Here is a 16,556-nt window from a genome sequence, read left to right as displayed (position 1 = left end):
GAAACGGGTGATTCTTCATTTACCGTCTGCGATGTCGCTGACTGTGTGTTTCCAGTTTGCCGAACAGCACAGAGAGTCCTAGGCATAGGAATAAATACCCTGCGCCAACAAGTAGCCAGATCTCAAAAATCATCCCCGACGAGTTAGCTATTTCGCTGCCAACGAAAGTTAACTCCTGAATTGAGATCAGCGAGATGATTGAAGAATCTTTGACCAATGAGATGAACTGTCCCGCCAGGGGCGGTACGATCCCTGTCAGTGCCTGCGGGAAAATGACGTAGCGAAACCGATCCCAGCGAGATAGGCCCAAGGAGTCTGCGGCTTCCCACTGTCCTTTGGCTATATTGTCGATCCCGGAGCGTACGATTTCAGCAATGTAGGCCGCGGCAATTAGGCCTACACACAGAATCCCCGAAAACAAGTTTTCCCATAATTTTGCGGGTCCAAAAAGAATATTTTGGACGATATTGGTGTGCTCCGGGATATCGCGTAGAACGGATGTCAAACCAAGGGCCGGGACCAACTGACTGGAAATAAAAAAATAAAAAATAAAAACAAAGACCAGTGGGGGAATATTGCGTACCAACTGGATGTATGCCTGGGCAGGGAAGCGGATGATCGCGAGTGAAGATCGCCGAGCTAGCCCCAGAATGACACCTAGTATGCCGGCAAACAGCATTCCCCATAGGCTCAGGCGTATTGTTGCGATTACACCTTGAAAGAAATAAGGAAGCTCTCCGTTTTGGCCTCGGGTGAAGATCAGGTCAAATGCCTGGCTCCAGCGCCAGTGGTATTGGATCCCAATCGCTGAGCGGTAGTAGAGCCAGCCACAAAAGAGACTGACAACGGTCAGTAAGATCCAGTCGAGCGCGTTGAGTGGCAAGAGGGCCGGGCGCTTTTGGCCCGGCATCTTGGTATGGTTGCTTAGTGACAAGGCTTACTGTCCTTTTGCAATTTGGTCTTGCCAATCAAGAGTGGTGAACCAATAGTCATGGCGCTCTTTGAGCCAACCATCTTCGGTACGAAGCAAAATCCAGTTGTTGAAGAAATTAAGCAAATCAAATTCACCTTGGCGAATAGCAAAGGCCTCAGAGCCGCGACTTAAACGTTCTTTAAATGGTAGGAATAGCTTGTCGCTGTACTGGATTGCCATTTGCTCAGGTTTCGGTGATGAAGCAAGAGCTGCATGGGCGTTGCCGTTAAGTACTTCTTGGAATGCCTGCGCTTCATCGTCAAATTGGCGAAGTTTGGCTTTGGGGAAATATTTTTTTGCTGTTTGGACGGTAAAGGCACCACGGCGAACAGCAAGAGTGACGCTGCGTTTGTTGTAGTCGGCAATCGTTACCTTGCCATCTGCTTTGTCTTTGCTTGCCGCAAGTTGAACGCCTGAATGAGCATAAGGCGCTGTGAACAGCACGCTCATGTTTCTTGCCGGAGTAATGGACATACCGCCAATAATGACGTCGAATTTGCCAGCAAGCAGGGCGGGGATGATACCGTCCCATGCGGTTGGGATAAATTCGACCTTAAGTCCGGCATCGCTGGCAAGACGACGAGCGACATCAACTTCGAACCCGACCAGTTCGCCTTGCTTGTCACGCATGGCCCAAGGTACAAATGTGGACATACCGACTCGGAGCGTTCCGCGTTCTTTGATCTCTGTTAGTGCGCTTTTGTCAGATGCGATAGCGAGCGACGATGTCACTAGCGTAGTGATCGCCAGAAAAATGGATAATAGGCGCTTCATACTTCCTTTCTCCTTGTTTAGATAGTGGTATTTAGTTGTTATTGTTGCTGTAAATTATTTTGATACGTTGAGCTTGTGTTCGAGCCATGCTGCCAGTCCAGAGAGCAATAAAGTCACGCACAGATAGATGGCGGCGACAGTAAACCAGACCTCAAACGGCATAGCGGTATCTGCCACAATGTTTCGCCCTTCAGTTGTTAGGTCGAAGATAGCCATGACGCTAACAATGGAGGAATTCTTTACCAAAGAGACGGCCTCGTTGGTCAGTGGTGGTAATATCCTGCGGAAAACCTGCGGCAAAATGACATAGCGGTAGCTATCGATTTTGCTTAGCCCCAAGCTGTCAGCAGCCTCAAATTGCCCCCGGCTAATACTGAGTAATCCCGCTCGGAAAATCTCGGCAGTGTATGCTCCTTGGAACAACGACAGTGCCAGTACGGCGGTGGTGAATCGTTCTAGTCCTAATACTGGGCCGAAGACAAAATAGAGTAGGTAAATTTGCACCAGTAAGGGGGTGTTACGTATTAACTCAACATAACCGCGAGCCAGACCTCGCCCAACGATCGAATCTGACAGTCGAAGCAAGGCGGCGGTAAGGCCGATCAACAAGGTGGCAATCAGGCTGACCGCGCTGATGTGGAGGGTGACCATTAACCCTTCAAGTAACTCGGCTGGGAACCACTCACCGTCTTCGACAAACCATAAGTATTGGGGAATGCGATACCACTGCCAGCGGTAGTCCATTGCCTCGGCACCGCTTTGCAACAGCCAGAAAATAGCCGCGGCCACGAGCCCAATTTGTAACAATCCCGACAAAAACGGCTTTAGTATCTTTCGTATTAGTGGTGCTGTAGCCGAGCCAGAGTGGTGAGGTAGGCACGATTGTGACATAAGCGGCCTCAGTAGCTCAGGATCTGTTCAAGGAATTGCTGGGTACGTGGATGCTGCGGCGAATCGAATAGCTGGCTAGGAGGAGCCGTCTCAACGATTTCACCCTCATCCATAAACACGACGCGATCCGCAACTTGGCGGGCAAATCCCATTTCATGGGTAACGCAGACCATGGTCATGCCTTCGTTAGCCAGTTCTTTCATCACATCCAGTACTTCGCGGATCATTTCAGGGTCTAATGCCGATGTCGGTTCATCAAAAAGCAATATGTCCGGTTTCATGCATAAAGAGCGGGCAATAGCGACGCGCTGTTGTTGGCCGCCGGAAAGTTGGGAAGGGAACTTGTCGGCCTGATGGGCGATTTGTACTCGTGCCAGATATTCCATCGCCAGTGCTTGGGCGTCCTGCTGCGTCATTTTCAGTGTCCGTTGCGGGGCAAGGGTCAGGTTTTCAAGTACTGTCATATGAGGGAAAAGATTGAAATGTTGGAAGACCATTCCAACTTTGCCCCTTATGGCTCGGAGATGACGCTTGTCGAGCGGCTGGCCTTCAACGGTGATTTCACCGCTATTGAATTGTTCAAGTCCGTTAATACAGCGGATCAATGTTGATTTGCCCGATCCGGATGGGCCGCAGATAACAAGGCGCTCACCGCGTTCTATAGTGAGGTTGATATTTTTCAAGGCATGAAACTGGCCATACCATTTATCGACATTATGAAATGCGATCACGGGTTCAGAAACCATCAGCCAACCTTTGTATAAGATAAGTTATTGAACTTATGTTATTGCCCTGAAAAGAGAATTACAAAAGTTTGTTTGAATAACCGCGATGATGAACGGTTTTCTCACCAAATGGTTAAGGAACTGATTAATTATCCACCGCAGAGAAAATATCAGTATTCGGTGAATTAGGGTTTGCACTTCACCTAGAATATAGATAAGTTAAAGTCAATTGGATGTTGAAATTGCTGTCAACTAAAGTTGTAAATTATGATGTACAGTTGACGGGCCGTGAATTCAGGAAGTAGCAATGTATAAGACCGATGATGTACGTATCCGTGAAATAAAACAACTTTTACCTCCCGTTGCTGTACTGGAGCGTTTTCCAGCGACTGACAATGCATCAGAGACGGTGTATCAGGCGCGTACGGCGATTCACAATATGCTGAATGACGAAGATGATCGTTTGTTGGTGATAATTGGGCCTTGCTCTATCCATGATCCCAATGCGGCATTGGATTATGGTCGAAAATTGAAGCAGCTGCGTGATGAATTGAGTGGCGAACTTGAAGTTGTGATGCGCGTTTATTTTGAAAAACCGCGTACAACGGTTGGCTGGAAAGGCTTGATCAACGATCCCTATATGGATAATAGCTTCAAGCTCAACGATGGCCTGCGCATTGGTCGCAAGTTGCTGCTTGAATTGACAGATATGGGAATGCCGACAGCGGGTGAGTTTCTGGATATGATCACCCCGCAGTATATGGGGGATTTGATCAGCTGGGGGGCAATAGGGGCCCGTACCACTGAATCTCAGGTCCATCGTGAGCTGGCATCTGGGTTGTCGTGTCCGGTTGGCTTCAAAAATGGCACGGACGGCAACATCAAAATTGCCACTGATGCTATCGGTTCCTCTAGTGCCCCCCATCATTTTCTATCCGTTACCAAATATGGTCATTCGGCAATTGTATCGACCGCGGGTAATGATGATTGCCATATCATTTTGCGTGGGGGAAAAGAGCCTAATTACAGTGTTGAGCACGTTGCGGCCATTACTGAGCAACTGGAAAAAGCAGCGCTGAGACAGAAGGTAATGATTGATTTTAGTCATGCCAATAGCCTAAAACAGTTTAAGCGACAGATGGTCGTTGCTGATGATGTTGGCCAGCAGATTGCACAAGGGAACAAGGCTATCTTTGGTGTCATGATTGAAAGTAACCTGGTTGAAGGTCGACAGGATATTGTTGATGGTACAGTTCCGACATATGGGCAAAGTATTACCGATGCGTGTATCGGCTGGGAGGATACCGAACTTGTACTGCGCAAACTGGCTCAAGATGTTAAAGCAAGACGAAGCCTGTAATAACGACATATAGTTGATGAATAAATTAGCCCCGGCATCCTATTGCTGGGGTTTTTTATATGTAGCTCATGAAAAATCCGCATGAATTTTTATTCTGGAAATGTTCACTGTCCACGAAATGTATATCTTGAGTCGTCATGGTGAAGGGTAACTATTTGACTTTAAATGAAATAAATAAGAAGATTATAATCTTTCGAATAGTTTATTAGACAGCTTGTAATGATAGTGCTCATCATGATGCGATATTTAAGAAGTGTGAATATGAATTTAATCATTTTCCACTTTTCATTTTGGCCTCATTGATTGTGTATCCATTACACCGTTGGGATAACTTGGCTTTAGTTTTACGTGTTATATAAGGAAAATCATGAGTAATAACATTATGTATCCATTTATCTTTTCAGAAGAGAATGAGGTATACAGCCTATTGCTTTCTAGTGATATGAAGTGGGAAATTTTCGATAAAAAAGGTTTTTTAGGAAATGGACACGATTGGAATAGACTGATTAGGGCACTTCTCGAAGAGCAGTCACCGGATACACTAGGCAGCATTCAGTTCGATTCGGAAGCTGACATGTTCTGTGTTCGCAGTGAAAGCAAAGAGGCTTTGCAAGTCATCGCTGACCGAGTATCACAGTTTTATGATAATGATACATTAATGGAAGACGCCGTATCTAGGTATGCTCAGTACCGTTAGTTCTTGATGATATCGGCAATGTCAGGGATTTTGTATCTGAGCCTCACCTAGATGAGGGATAAGTTGTCGGTATTTGAATTCACGATTGGAAGTTGTAAGAGATAAGCGAGGGAGATTTGTGCCGAAGTCATTAGATATAGAAGAAAAAATCATCTTGTCAGTAAGAGATTTTGCCAAATCGATTAATGCTGGAAGCAAAGTAGTTGCGGATATGTCTGTTTTAGCGGAGTCTACGGATCAATTACCGTTAACAAATTTTGACTACTGGGAAAGGTTAATCCGATCCGAATTTCAAAAATCGTTTGATTATAATGCTCACTATGACAGGAAAGGTTGCTTAAAATCTCAACAATTATTGACTTGGTTAGACTTAATTAGTTGTGATGGTTATAAGCGAGAGAAAATCCTAAGAACATTATTTAGTGGTGCCCCTAATGCTTTTTTCTTTTCAATGGTGTTACGAAGGCTTAATGATTGGGTGCCTCAAGTTCGTCAGGTTGCTAGAGAGCAACTTCCCCTTATCGCAAGAAATACAGATCCTAAAGCAGTTAGCGATGCTATCAGCCTCGCGATAGTAAATTGGAATTCATGGGGTAGAATTGAGGATAGTGGCAGAGATACCTTGCTGAAGATAATTATGGAGCCCAATGTTTCTGAGCTACTTAGGGTTAAGTTAATAAACTCTGCATCTGGCCCAATGCCATCTTTGTTTGCTCAATTAGGGCGGACTTCCATGCTTGACCAGTATTTATATGAAATTGCTGTTAATGCCGTACAGCCAGTGGTTAGAGCTAAGGCTTATCGAAGTTTATTTGAAAAACGTGTGGTTTGGAGTGAGGGAAGAAAGTGGGAATGGACAAATATTCGATATTGTGAAGGACGGCTTAAACCCGTTATTTCAGAGCGGATGCTGGATGTCTCTATTCCATTCACAGTTTTGCTTGAAAATTCAGCGAATGATCGTTCTTCGGTTGTTCGTAGGGTTTCAGCTGAATTTTTGATTCGTGAGCTAAAATATTTCGGTGCCTTATCATCACAGTATGCAGAAAAATTTGCAGCTGATAGATCTAATCCAGTCTCACAAAGAGGCTTGTTTGCATTGAAAAAGTTAGCAGAGATGGATGTAATCTAGATAACATATATATCATCTTTGATACCTGATAATTGTCAGACATGGTTATATTATTTTCATAAAATTGTTTATTCATTAGTTTAGTAGGCTCATATTGGAAGATAAGATTAAGGAAATTTATAGACGGTCTGGTGTTGTATGAAAATAAGGAGATTTTAATGTCTATTTCAAATGGTCAGTTACAAGGTTATGGTTTTCTTACGGGTATGTACAGTGATGGCTACTTTCCTGATTTTCTCGTAGATAAACTCAGAATTATACTGATTGAGCTTTGTGAGAGTATTGAAGCTAACAACCCAAACAGTGAAGAGAGCCTGTTATTACTTACTCATGCTGCAACAGAACGAATTAATGAACTCGGTGAGGAATTTGAGGATAACGGCAGTGAACTGGAGACGGAAGCAAGAGAAGTGATCGCCGGAGATTTTGATTTTATTGTTCGTTCTTATGGATTTGCTGATGTCGATATTGAGAATGTTATTGCGCCTAGAGAATGGTAATGCAAAAAAATTCATATTTTATGTGTTTTGAGATTAAGTGATGAAATATTTTTTGCTCTGTATACTAATCTTAAGTTCTTTTCCATTGATAGCCAAAGAGATTAGATGTGGATGGTTGGAGAATCCATCACCAGCTAATATGTGGTTGATTGATCGCGATAATACATGGGGGATTTCATTTCAAGGTGATGCACATCTTGATGAAGATTCATTAGCTCTTGCCTATAAGGCTATTGAGGATCAGCGTGATTTTGTACGAACTAACAGAAATTATGGTTTTAGTTGTGCGTGTTTGACCGTTGATGTAAATAACGAAAAGAGTGTTATTACGAGAGTTTATGAGGCTGATCAAATTAGTTTGAAACAGTGTCTTGAGGATATATCAATAACTGAGAGTATTCCGCTTCGATTTAAATGAATGTTTATACTTAATAATAAGGTGAATTAAAGTGCTGGAGTTTGAAATATCAAACGGTAAAGTTATCGTCGATGATCGTTTTGATGAGTGTGTTACCGAACCGATCGAAGTCGCATTTCTTGATAATACTGTATGCGAGTTAGTGCTTGAAGAGTACCAGTTCGATTTTAACAAAGAAGATTTCCATTCTGCTATCGATAATTTCATTAACCTTGATAAAAGGGTTCTTCATAATGTAAGTGAATTTGTCTATAACTATTACCAAGATATCTTGAAATACTTGACGCCAGACGATGATTGGTATGTGGAAATTAATACGCCGAATGATGTTTGGAAGTTTGTACAGTTTGGTTGTGAGCCTGCGGTCTCTCGGCGGGAGTCTGATAACTTGATATACATTTCATTAGGATGTCATTGTCAGTGGGAACAAGAGCATGGACTGCAACTCGTATTCAAAAACGGCTCTTTTATTAATAAATTGGGCTCTTATGATGGACACCTTACAAACTCGGATGCTTATGGAAATCAGGAATTAGAAGACGTTATTTATAAACATAGAGGATGATTGATATCTATATCACAACGGTGGATATTGCTTAAACATTTCATTAATTTGTGTGTTGATAAAGTCAATGCGCGCAGAAGGCGAAAGGGTTTCAGACAGTTTTCGCTTCGACACGGCACGCCACACCACTTGATTGTTGCTGTTATCAATCATTTCGACGACGAGTTTACCGTAGCGATACTCACGATAATCTGTCGGTGGGCTATAGCCAAAAGCGAAATTACGATAGCCGTAACCAAAACCAATGCTGGTTCCATATGAGCGATAGTCTGATTGCTCGATAATAGAATGCGTAACAGTGACATCGGCATTGTTGGCGGCTGGTTCCATGCCTTTTTGATAGAGCGCCACAGCAATGGCATCTTCCATCCGTTTTCCATCAAGGGTCGTTGTTGCATGGTTGACGCCGGCAGAAAACTGGTACGTTTTGAATTGGCTGTAGTTAACGGCAGTGTTGTAGTCTGTGGAAACATCGGAGCTACATGCCCCTAGAAGTAGCATCATAGTAGTTGTTAGAAAAAGAGAACGAATCATGATGCTTACCTCCTATAAACCATTATTTTTGTTGGTCTGAGATGATGTTTCCATCGTTGAATTCAACAGAGAGAGGTGCAGATTGTTTCACTCGTTCGGATAGTGAATCAGGGAGAGGGAATTGACAGTAAATTTGATGATCCATATGCAGTCCGTTATCGATAAAGGCTTCAAGGATGTCTGTGTTTTCTGCAATCAGTAGCCTTGGTTGCGAATCAACGTAATACATAATTATCTCCGGTTAGTACCTCTTATTATCCTAGGCCATAGAAAACGATATACCCAAGATTCCTCTGTACGCTCGTTTTAGCAGACAGGGTATATGCTTATAACATGAGTTCATGCCGTATAACCTTTCACTGGTGATCTGTATGAAATGGCACCCTTGGGCAACGATTGTTATCGCTTTATTGTTAAGCGCTTGTATTAGTGATTTGTATAGGAAGCCTTCGCCTGTTTTAGGGGAAGATATTGCCAATTTGTCTGAAGCGTATGTTAAGGCAACCCGAGGGGGGATCCTAGATTTCACCGCAGTGATTCCCGGCAAGGTCTATCACCCCAAAGATGGATATATTCATTATGAGCGTTTGTGGTGTCTTGATGAGACGAAAGGCTCTCTTGATGAATATCAACAGATAGTTGATCAGTTATGCCATTTGAAAGGGGGAGCGATGGTTGGTACTTGGTGCGCCGCTACGTCTAATGCACTCCCGCTTTTTAGTGCGTCCATCGAACAGAATGGGACAGTGTGTACAGGGGGCGATCCTACAACGATTGTTATTACCTATGAGCCTATCTCATCGGCTACCTCAACAGAATGGCGACTTGCCGCAGAAGCTTTAGGGTATCGTAAAGCCCCAAAATAGCCAAAGGCGTGTGACTTGGCGTCATTATGTGCATTGTGAGCATTTGCGCACAGGTGTCCTGTTAATTTTGTGTTAACATGAAATTAACTGGACAGACCAGAGGGGAGCAGCAATGGAATGGCATCGGATTAACGTCGAAGATAATAACGGGATTGTAACGGTTTCATTGAATCGGCCGGATAAAATGAATGCCTTGGATATGAAAATGTTTCAGGAACTTGATGCGATAAGCAAACGGTTGAGGAAGCAAAAACATATACGAGCCGTGATTTTGCGTGGTGAAGGTGGTAATTTCAGCAGTGGACTTGATATAAAAAGTGTAGCCACATCAAAATCTAAGGCGATATCGTTATTGGCGAAGTGGTTACCGGGCAATGCGAATTTGGCCCAACGAGTGTCTCGAAATTGGCGTAAGTTACCCTTTCCTGTGATAGGGGTCATCGAAGGACGCTGTTACGGTGGGGGGATGCAAATTGTTCTTGGTGCCGATTTTCGCATTGCAGAGCCAGATGCCGAGCTGTCAATTATGGAAGTTCGTTGGGGGTTAGTCCCTGATATGGCTGGCTTGATGTCGCTGCGTGAAGTGGTTGCTAAGGATATAGCCATGAGACTGACGATGACCGGCGAGATTGTCACAGCATCACAAGCGTTGTCATGCGGTCTGGTTACTGAGCTTTCACATCAGCCGATGGAGCGAGCAAAGGAGCTTGTTAGTCAGTTGGCACAAGCATCCCCCGATGCATTGGCTGCAATAAAGTTAACAACAAATCGTTGTTGGCATGGTTCCGAGCGTTTTTTGCTGGCGCATGAAACATTCAGCCAGTTGCGGTTGTTGCTTGGCCGAAATTTTACCATTGCAGGACGGCGGCAGCGTAAACAGGAAGATCTGCCTTACCGTTCGCGGCAGTCTTTTTGGTAACCGTTGCTACGGTCATCTTAGATGCCGCTGAAGTGTAACAATCTGAGAGGACAGATGAAGCAAACAGATAAAGATGCCTTGATGTTTATTTTTGCTGTGGTGGCGGTATGTGTTGTTGTACATATCGTCAATGTTGTATCAGCCGGTTATCTCGCTGACTTTGGCTTGCTGCCACGGCATTATACGCATTTTACAGGTATGGCTGCCTACCCATTTATCCATGGTTCGTGGGGGCACCTGTTGAGCAATATGTTTTCGTTTACAGTATTGGCACTGCTGCTGTCTCGTTTCGGTCTGGCAAGGTTGATATCAGTGTTTATGATTTGCTGGTTTGGCAGCGGGATCGGCGTCTGGATATTTGGTCGCATGAACTACCATATCGGACTGAGTGGCATTATCTACGGGCTGTGGGCTTATCTGCTGGTATATGGTTTGTTTTACCGCAGTTTGAAGTCGATCGTAATTGCATTTTTGGTGATTGTTATTTACGGGTCGATGATCTGGGGATTTGTCCCGGTACATGAATGGATCAGTTACGAAAGCCACTTTTTTGGTGCCTTGGCTGGGGCATTGGCGGGATATGGTTATGCCCGTAGGGATAGCAATATTGATCGAAGCAAATCTCAAATAATGTAATCTTAGTGTGCCTGTTAGCGTCTTTACTGATAGTTGTGAAATGCTCATAGTGGTTTGTATTATCAATTTGGGTATTTGAAATTCAATAAGTTGTGAGGAAAACATGTTAGTTGTCTTTAAATGTAAAGCCTCAGGCCAGATTATGATGTTCGGTGATGTTGCAAAGCAAATGCTGAAAATCATGGGCAAGTGCGACCAGATTCCCGGCGCACTGGAGAAGGATGAAATCGACGCAGCGCTTGAAAACTTGCAGGCGGAAACCGTAGCGATGAAGAAGATCGAGCAAGAATCGGATAATACAGACTTGCGCGATGATGAAGATGAGCCTTACAGTGAGCCCGTTGTTAGTCTACATACTCGAGCCTTACCCTTGATTGATATGTTGAAAGCGGCGAAGGCTGCTGAGACGTACGTGATGTGGGAAGAAGCGAAGTAAGCAAAAATTTAGGCTATTGATGCTTAGATAACACGAAGAGGCAGGTAATGCTGCCTCTTGCTATAACAGTTGGTGGGCTATAAGCCTTGATAGTCGTTTGGCCGCTCATTGTACGACGTGGAGTGGTGCAAATGGGTCATCGTTGGGATCGTTGATCCAAATGTGTTCGAGTTGGATAGCGGTTTTACGTGCAATATCTTCTCCCTTCAATGCGGCAAGTAACGCCAGCATCATATCTAATCCCGCAATTCCCCCCGATGATGTGAATATATTTTGATCTCGCACCCATCGAGCAACAGGATACCAGTCGACCCCGATTCCGAATTGGCTTGCCAGTCGATAGTGCTTTTTGCTAGTGGTGGCGGATTTTCCCAGCAGTAATCCTGCCTCAGCCAGTAGTACAGCCGCGAGTGAAAATGCACAAATATAACGGGTGTCGGCATGCTGCTTTAGCCAATGAGTAACTGAGGGTTTGAGGGCAAAAGTAGCGGCTCCTTCACCACCAGGGATAATGACAATATCAATGGCTGGAAGATGCTGCCAGTGGGTTATGTGGCTAAGGGTAACACCTTGTTGGCTGGTGATTTGCTGTTCTGCCGGGAGATGCGTCTCGTCAGTATTATCGTGATTGGTTGTGAGAATAAGGTTGAAGGCATCAGGATATAAGCCTAAAACATTGGTGACGCTGGCAAGGTCAAGTAGATCGAAACCGGGGTAGAGCAAAACAGCGACGGTAAGGCTGCGCTCAGAGTCTGTTTGCTGGGGCATCGGTATGGCTCGGGTTTGTGTGTATCTTACTTAGCATAGTGGATTTGCCAGCATGCAATCTGCCAATTCTAAACGAGAATGTGAAATTGAACAGATTGCATAAATACGTCAGTGTCTCATTTTGTAGTGGGGTTAAAGCCAATACAAGAATGTCACAAATTATCGAACCTTAATGCCACGCTACAATGTTATCCAATACGTAGTTACCCAATGCGTAGTTACCCAATGCGTAGTTATCCAATACGTATCTAATGTGCATTGGAGAAAGGTAAGCCGTATTACGAAACTTCTTTCATCGCAGAAATGACAGATGGATCATTGATCAGATTAAACAGCATACTTTTCGCCGTTGCGCGCTGCGAGTCAGATAATACTTTCTTAGGGTTCTCACGGGACTGGGTAAGTATATTGGTGACGAATTTGCTGTTAGTGCCAGATAGCTCATAAACAAATCGGAGAGTATTGAGTAGTTCGTCTTGCGGCAGACTGTAAACGGCCATCTCGCAGCTCAGGCTATCCATAGCAAGCAAGTTGTTGACGACGATAATACGCTCAGCTTTGAACTTCTCTTTGGCTTCGTACGCATCAATAAGCGCTTGCACTCTATCGGCAATTGCTAGTGGCACTTCCATTGTTTTTGTTTCATTGCTCATTACTGATTCTCCTGCTCTAACTAGGACTCAATTTATCAATATACCTCAATGACCTCAAGCTGCTCGTTTCAGAGAAAATACATTGATCTCCCATTAAAGGTATAAAATTATAGTTTTGGTTATAAAAAAGGGATCGTAATGATCCCTTCTTATTTCATAAGCACATATTATGCTTTGTTAGTTAATCGCCTCGGCAATGATGATGTTGCGCTTAATAGCAATCGCATCGGCTGGCGTAGCGCTGGCAAGCTTGGCCTTTTGCGCTTTGACGTAGGTGAGTGCATCAGCCTTTGATTTAAACATCAGATCTTTGACATTGATAGAGGCAACGTTGGTGTAACGGCCATCCTCGCTAGCTGGTACATCGATTTTACCGTCGTTGATTAGTTTGGTGACAATGGCTCGTTCTTTGTCGTAGCCATCTAGCCCTTCAAGGTGCCAACGGTGCATCGGCTTACCTTCATACTTGCCGTTTTTCACTTCGGTCAGGTAGCGGATGGTTAGGTTGCGAATTGTACCCGCATCTTCACCGTACTCGGCTTCTGTGTCAAACAACACTGGGAACTCACGACCTTCCAGTACACCACCAGCTTTGGTTAGGTGTCCCATACGGTAGCTATTCATGCCAAGGCGGATAGGGGTGTTGTCTGTAATGGCTTTGCCGTCGGCAAATTTCAGGTCAGCGATACGTTTGCCAGCAGGCTGAGTTAAATCGATGGTGTAAGTCACACCGGCGAAGAAATCGTTGGTTGAATATTTTGATGAACGGCGTTCTGGATTGAAGCTGTAAGTAACATCGCCAGGTTTTACGCTGTTGAAGTAGCCCGCAGACCATTCCATGTATTTCTTCAGCTCTTTGCCTGTCATCTCATAAACGGTGATTTCACCACCTGCGTATTGATAGTTGTAGGCAATGTCTTTGGCTTTGATTGGGCCAACATCAAGCTCTGCATTGTCGTTGTCAATTTGTAGGGCGATGATATTGGCTTGTGGTGCGTAGTGGAAGCTCGCTTCCTGATATAGGGCACTGATACCTGTGTCTTGTACATGCACTTGTGGGATACCACGAATGGCATTTTCTGGTACCAGATCAACACCGGTCAGTTCTGCAACAGAACGGTTTGCATTTTCACGTAGGCGCTTGTGATAAGGAGCGTACAGCGACTCCATCACGGAATCTGATTCAACACCATTGATTTTGTAGGTGAAGCTGTCTTTATTGACCAACGTATATTTGCCGTCATTCTCTTCAAATTGCAGATCAATACGTGAGAGTGCACGGCCGTATTTGTCTGGTTCTGTAATGATCACACCATTGACAACGGCTTTGTCGATGCGGGTGTGCATGTGGCCAGCGACGATAGCGTCAAGTTCCGGGTTGGCATTGGCAATGTCAGTGACACCGGTATGGTCGATGTTGTTTTCGTTGTCCAAGCCCATGTGGGCAACAAGTACGATCGCATCGACCTTGTCATCGATTTGTTTGATGACTTTCTTGACCTCTAATGTTGGGTTGGTGAAAGTCACGCCACCTAAGCGGTTTGTTCCTTCGGCAAAAACCTGAGTCATTGGAGTGTCCATACCGATCACGCCAATTTTGATGCCTTGCTTTTCAATGATGGTATAGGCAGGTAGGAACGGGTTGCCGTCAGGGCGCTTAATATTGCCACCTAGTGAATGGCCTTTGAACTGGGTTAATGAGCGATCCAGAACTTTCAGGCCGAAGTCAAACTCGTGATTACCTAACACCCAGACATCGTATTTCATTTCGTTGAAACCCAACATCATTGGGTCTACGGGCTCGTCTTTGAACGTTTCGACGAAGTTGCCTTGAATAGTATCACCGGCATCGACAAGGATAACGTTGCCATTTTTGTCACGAATATTTTTTACCTTAGTCGCGATCTGACTCAGGCTGCCACGCATATTGAGTTTGTCTGCTGCGTAATCCCAAGGCATAAAGTGGCCATGCAGATCAGAGGTACCTAGGATGGTTACGTCAACTAAATCACCGTCGGCAGCAAAGAGTGGGTTGCTAAGGGTAAGCAGAATGGTCGAGGCAAGTAAGGTTCTTTTCATTTTTAGTATTTAATTTGTTAAATAATGGAGGGGGAATGATAGGACCTTACGCAATAAAAATGTGCGATGTTGATCTTGTTTTTATGTAAGGTGTTGAGTTTGTATATTTAAATTTGAGAATTGGGGCGTTTTAAAACACAAGGCAATAAAATCTTGGGTTGAATCGGTAACAAAAGCGATGGCGATGCATCGATATACAGATGACGCCAAGTGCAGTGTTGTCGCTTGGCGTCATAGGGGGAGTATTACGCGTTCAGTGCCTGTTCGAGATCAGCAATGATGTCATCGATATGCTCTATGCCAACAGACAGACGGATCATCTCAGGGCTGACACCGGCTTGCTTTTGCTCTTCGGCATTGAGCTGTCGATGTGTGGTAGAGGCCGGATGGCAAGCCAAAGATTTGGCATCACCGATATTCACCAAGCGTTTGAAAATTTTCAAACTGTCGTAGAAGCGAACCCCTGCATCATAACCATCTTTAAGACCGAACGAGAGGATAGCCGATGGCTTGCCTGCCATGTATTTTTCAGCCAGTGGATAGAAGGGAGAGTCAGGCAATCCGGCATAACTTACCCAACTGACTTTATCGTGTTGCTGGAGGTATTGGGCAACTTTCAGGGCATTTTCTGTGTGGCGTTCCATTCGTAGCGCAAGGGTCTCGAGCCCTTGTAGCAGCATGAATGAATTCATTGGAGACAGTGCTGACCCGGTGTTGCGTAGCGGTACTGTTCGAGCTCGGCCAATGAACGCCGCATCGCCGAAGGCTTCGGTATAAACCACACCGTGATAGGAAGGCTCTGGTTCGTTCATTACAGGGAAACGCTGTTTGAATTTGGCCCAAGGGAATTTGCCTGAATCGATAATGGCACCACCTAGTGTAGTTCCGTGGCCGCCAACGTATTTGGTCAGGGAGTGAACCACGATATCAGCGCCGAACTCAATCGGTTTGCATAAAATGGGAGTTGCTACGGTATTGTCGACGATTACAGGAACACCTTGCTGGTGGGCAAGTTCGGCAATTCGTTCTATATCGACAATATTGCCCGCCGGGTTGCCGATACTTTCACAGTAAACGGCTTTGGTGTTTTCATCGATAAGGGCAGCAAGGCTTTCTGGTTTGTCGTCCTTGGCAAAACGGACTTCAATGCCTTGCCTTGGCAGCATGTGGGCAAACAAGGTGTAGGTACCACCATACAACTGTGGGGTAGAGATAATATTATCACCGGCCTGAGCCAGCGTTAGGATGGCGTAGTTAATTGCTGCGCTACCCGCACTGACCACCAGCCCGGCTATCCCGCCTTCCAATGCCGCCATACGTTGCTCGAGAACGTCATTGGTGGGGTTCATGATTCGGGTATAGATGTTGCCGGGAACCTCGAGATTGAAGAGATCAGCACCGTGTTGTGCATTGTCAAACTCATAAGCTACGGTTTGGTAGATGGGGGTGGCGACCGATTTTGTCGTTGGATCGGTTTCATAGCCATAGTGGATGGAAAGGGTTTCGTCTTTCATCTGTCTTCCTTGATATGGTCGGAGTGGCTCCAAAGAGGCCCTGTAATGCGTAGTTGTAGGCGTTGCCACAAGAGCATTTGGGTATTTCAAAACCAGTATGGCAGAGAACAGATGAC

At 44.9% G+C, this 16,556-nt stretch carries 20 protein-coding genes; 10 read left to right on the top strand and 10 right to left on the bottom strand.

The genetic code is table 11. From position 1 onward, the window contains the following. Positions 1–19: 19 nt before the first annotated feature. Genes ACSF8X_RS19640 through ACSF8X_RS19625 form a run of 4 tightly spaced genes read right to left on the bottom strand, consistent with a single transcriptional unit; the run spans position 20 to position 3,384 of the window. Complete coding sequence (locus ACSF8X_RS19640; RefSeq protein ID WP_500852126.1) at positions 20–910, bottom strand: amino acid ABC transporter permease; 891 nt, start codon at positions 908–910, stop codon at positions 20–22. Positions 911–937: 27 nt separating this feature from the next. After that, positions 938–1,747: a transporter substrate-binding domain-containing protein gene (locus ACSF8X_RS19635; protein WP_500852081.1), complete on the bottom strand. Its 810-nt coding sequence runs from the start codon at positions 1,745–1,747 to the stop codon at positions 938–940. Between the two features lie 54 nt (positions 1,748–1,801). Then, positions 1,802–2,638 carry an amino acid ABC transporter permease gene (locus ACSF8X_RS19630; protein WP_047880641.1) on the bottom strand — a complete coding sequence of 279 codons (837 nt, stop codon included), beginning with the start codon at positions 2,636–2,638 and terminating at the stop codon, positions 1,802–1,804. 8 nt (positions 2,639–2,646) lie between these two features. Continuing rightward, positions 2,647–3,384, bottom strand: coding sequence for an amino acid ABC transporter ATP-binding protein (locus ACSF8X_RS19625; RefSeq protein WP_047880640.1), 738 nt, complete (start codon positions 3,382–3,384; stop codon positions 2,647–2,649). A gap of 286 nt (positions 3,385–3,670) precedes the next feature. Here ACSF8X_RS19625 and aroG point away from each other — a divergent pair, with 286 nt between their 5' ends. From aroG to ACSF8X_RS19595, 6 genes are all read left to right on the top strand, one after another. Beyond that, positions 3,671–4,723 carry a 3-deoxy-7-phosphoheptulonate synthase AroG gene (aroG, locus tag ACSF8X_RS19620; protein ID WP_047880639.1) on the top strand — a complete coding sequence of 351 codons (1,053 nt, stop codon included), beginning with the start codon at positions 3,671–3,673 and terminating at the stop codon, positions 4,721–4,723. 367 nt (positions 4,724–5,090) lie between these two features. Then, entirely contained in the window at positions 5,091–5,420 is a 330-nt protein-coding gene (locus ACSF8X_RS19615) for an Imm51 family immunity protein (RefSeq protein WP_500852080.1), read from the top strand. A gap of 118 nt (positions 5,421–5,538) precedes the next feature. Then, positions 5,539–6,552 (top strand): hypothetical protein, encoded by a 1,014-nt coding sequence (locus tag ACSF8X_RS19610; protein ID WP_500852079.1) that lies wholly within the window; start codon positions 5,539–5,541, stop codon positions 6,550–6,552. Between the two features lie 158 nt (positions 6,553–6,710). After that, positions 6,711–7,052 (top strand): DUF5713 family protein, encoded by a 342-nt coding sequence (locus ACSF8X_RS19605; RefSeq protein ID WP_500852078.1) that lies wholly within the window; start codon positions 6,711–6,713, stop codon positions 7,050–7,052. Between the two features lie 40 nt (positions 7,053–7,092). After that, entirely contained in the window at positions 7,093–7,470 is a 378-nt protein-coding gene (locus tag ACSF8X_RS19600) for a DUF4087 domain-containing protein (RefSeq protein ID WP_500852077.1), read from the top strand. 31 nt (positions 7,471–7,501) lie between these two features. Further along, the gene (locus ACSF8X_RS19595; protein WP_500852076.1) at positions 7,502–8,035 is read left to right on the top strand and encodes a DUF6985 domain-containing protein; all 534 of its coding nucleotides are present in this window, start codon (positions 7,502–7,504) and stop codon (positions 8,033–8,035) included. A 12-nt stretch (positions 8,036–8,047) separates the two neighbouring features. Here the strand turns inward: ACSF8X_RS19595 and ACSF8X_RS19590 are convergent, their stop codons facing one another. Together ACSF8X_RS19590 and ACSF8X_RS19585 are read right to left on the bottom strand one after the other, a co-directional pair. Further along, the gene (locus ACSF8X_RS19590) at positions 8,048–8,569 is read right to left on the bottom strand and encodes a DUF4136 domain-containing protein (RefSeq protein WP_047880636.1); all 522 of its coding nucleotides are present in this window, start codon (positions 8,567–8,569) and stop codon (positions 8,048–8,050) included. Positions 8,570–8,591: 22 nt separating this feature from the next. After that, a complete protein-coding gene (locus ACSF8X_RS19585; protein WP_047880635.1) occupies positions 8,592–8,798 on the bottom strand; it encodes a hypothetical protein in 207 nt (68 codons plus the stop codon). Between the two features lie 142 nt (positions 8,799–8,940). On the opposite strand from ACSF8X_RS19585, the gene ACSF8X_RS19580 reads away from it, so the two are divergent. The 4 genes from ACSF8X_RS19580 to ACSF8X_RS19565 all read left to right on the top strand — a co-directional run bounded on the left by ACSF8X_RS19580 (position 8,941) and on the right by ACSF8X_RS19565 (position 11,426). Beyond that, positions 8,941–9,435 (top strand): hypothetical protein, encoded by a 495-nt coding sequence (locus tag ACSF8X_RS19580; RefSeq protein ID WP_047880634.1) that lies wholly within the window; start codon positions 8,941–8,943, stop codon positions 9,433–9,435. Between the two features lie 112 nt (positions 9,436–9,547). Next, a complete protein-coding gene (locus ACSF8X_RS19575; protein ID WP_500852075.1) occupies positions 9,548–10,354 on the top strand; it encodes a crotonase/enoyl-CoA hydratase family protein in 807 nt (268 codons plus the stop codon). Positions 10,355–10,408: 54 nt separating this feature from the next. Beyond that, positions 10,409–10,990 carry a rhomboid family intramembrane serine protease gene (locus ACSF8X_RS19570; protein ID WP_047880632.1) on the top strand — a complete coding sequence of 194 codons (582 nt, stop codon included), beginning with the start codon at positions 10,409–10,411 and terminating at the stop codon, positions 10,988–10,990. A 103-nt stretch (positions 10,991–11,093) separates the two neighbouring features. Next, positions 11,094–11,426 carry a DUF1840 domain-containing protein gene (locus ACSF8X_RS19565; RefSeq protein ID WP_500852074.1) on the top strand — a complete coding sequence of 111 codons (333 nt, stop codon included), beginning with the start codon at positions 11,094–11,096 and terminating at the stop codon, positions 11,424–11,426. Positions 11,427–11,531: 105 nt separating this feature from the next. On the opposite strand, the gene ACSF8X_RS19560 is transcribed toward ACSF8X_RS19565, so the two are convergent. From ACSF8X_RS19560 to ACSF8X_RS19545, 4 genes are all read right to left on the bottom strand, one after another. Beyond that, positions 11,532–12,194: a DJ-1/PfpI family protein gene (locus ACSF8X_RS19560; protein WP_500852073.1), complete on the bottom strand. Its 663-nt coding sequence runs from the start codon at positions 12,192–12,194 to the stop codon at positions 11,532–11,534. A gap of 278 nt (positions 12,195–12,472) precedes the next feature. Beyond that, the gene (locus ACSF8X_RS19555) at positions 12,473–12,847 is read right to left on the bottom strand and encodes a hypothetical protein (RefSeq protein ID WP_047880629.1); all 375 of its coding nucleotides are present in this window, start codon (positions 12,845–12,847) and stop codon (positions 12,473–12,475) included. Between the two features lie 177 nt (positions 12,848–13,024). Then, the gene (locus tag ACSF8X_RS19550) at positions 13,025–14,926 is read right to left on the bottom strand and encodes a bifunctional metallophosphatase/5'-nucleotidase (RefSeq protein ID WP_047880628.1); all 1,902 of its coding nucleotides are present in this window, start codon (positions 14,924–14,926) and stop codon (positions 13,025–13,027) included. A gap of 245 nt (positions 14,927–15,171) precedes the next feature. Then, positions 15,172–16,440: an O-acetylhomoserine aminocarboxypropyltransferase/cysteine synthase family protein gene (locus tag ACSF8X_RS19545; RefSeq protein ID WP_047880627.1), complete on the bottom strand. Its 1,269-nt coding sequence runs from the start codon at positions 16,438–16,440 to the stop codon at positions 15,172–15,174. Positions 16,441–16,556: the final 116 nt, after the last annotated feature.

The organism is Photobacterium panuliri (genome assembly GCF_059920555.1).
This window is presented reverse-complemented; position numbering and strand designations above follow the sequence as displayed.

Coding starts and splice junctions, on each gene's coding strand:
- ACSF8X_RS19640 (WP_500852126.1), bottom strand. CDS start 910: ATGCCGGGCCAAAAGCGCCCGGCCCTCTTGCCACTCAACGCGCTCGAC.
- ACSF8X_RS19635 (WP_500852081.1), bottom strand. CDS start 1,747: ATGAAGCGCCTATTATCCATTTTTCTGGCGATCACTACGCTAGTGACA.
- ACSF8X_RS19630 (WP_047880641.1), bottom strand. CDS start 2,638: ATGTCACAATCGTGCCTACCTCACCACTCTGGCTCGGCTACAGCACCA.
- ACSF8X_RS19625 (WP_047880640.1), bottom strand. CDS start 3,384: ATGGTTTCTGAACCCGTGATCGCATTTCATAATGTCGATAAATGGTAT.
- aroG (WP_047880639.1), top strand. CDS start 3,671: ATGTATAAGACCGATGATGTACGTATCCGTGAAATAAAACAACTTTTA.
- ACSF8X_RS19615 (WP_500852080.1), top strand. CDS start 5,091: ATGAGTAATAACATTATGTATCCATTTATCTTTTCAGAAGAGAATGAG.
- ACSF8X_RS19605 (WP_500852078.1), top strand. CDS start 6,711: ATGTCTATTTCAAATGGTCAGTTACAAGGTTATGGTTTTCTTACGGGT.
- ACSF8X_RS19600 (WP_500852077.1), top strand. CDS start 7,093: ATGAAATATTTTTTGCTCTGTATACTAATCTTAAGTTCTTTTCCATTG.
- ACSF8X_RS19590 (WP_047880636.1), bottom strand. CDS start 8,569: ATGATTCGTTCTCTTTTTCTAACAACTACTATGATGCTACTTCTAGGG.
- ACSF8X_RS19585 (WP_047880635.1), bottom strand. CDS start 8,798: ATGTATTACGTTGATTCGCAACCAAGGCTACTGATTGCAGAAAACACA.
- ACSF8X_RS19580 (WP_047880634.1), top strand. CDS start 8,941: ATGAAATGGCACCCTTGGGCAACGATTGTTATCGCTTTATTGTTAAGC.
- ACSF8X_RS19575 (WP_500852075.1), top strand. CDS start 9,548: ATGGAATGGCATCGGATTAACGTCGAAGATAATAACGGGATTGTAACG.
- ACSF8X_RS19570 (WP_047880632.1), top strand. CDS start 10,409: ATGAAGCAAACAGATAAAGATGCCTTGATGTTTATTTTTGCTGTGGTG.
- ACSF8X_RS19565 (WP_500852074.1), top strand. CDS start 11,094: ATGTTAGTTGTCTTTAAATGTAAAGCCTCAGGCCAGATTATGATGTTC.
- ACSF8X_RS19560 (WP_500852073.1), bottom strand. CDS start 12,194: ATGCCCCAGCAAACAGACTCTGAGCGCAGCCTTACCGTCGCTGTTTTG.
- ACSF8X_RS19555 (WP_047880629.1), bottom strand. CDS start 12,847: ATGAGCAATGAAACAAAAACAATGGAAGTGCCACTAGCAATTGCCGAT.
- ACSF8X_RS19550 (WP_047880628.1), bottom strand. CDS start 14,926: ATGAAAAGAACCTTACTTGCCTCGACCATTCTGCTTACCCTTAGCAAC.
- ACSF8X_RS19545 (WP_047880627.1), bottom strand. CDS start 16,440: ATGAAAGACGAAACCCTTTCCATCCACTATGGCTATGAAACCGATCCA.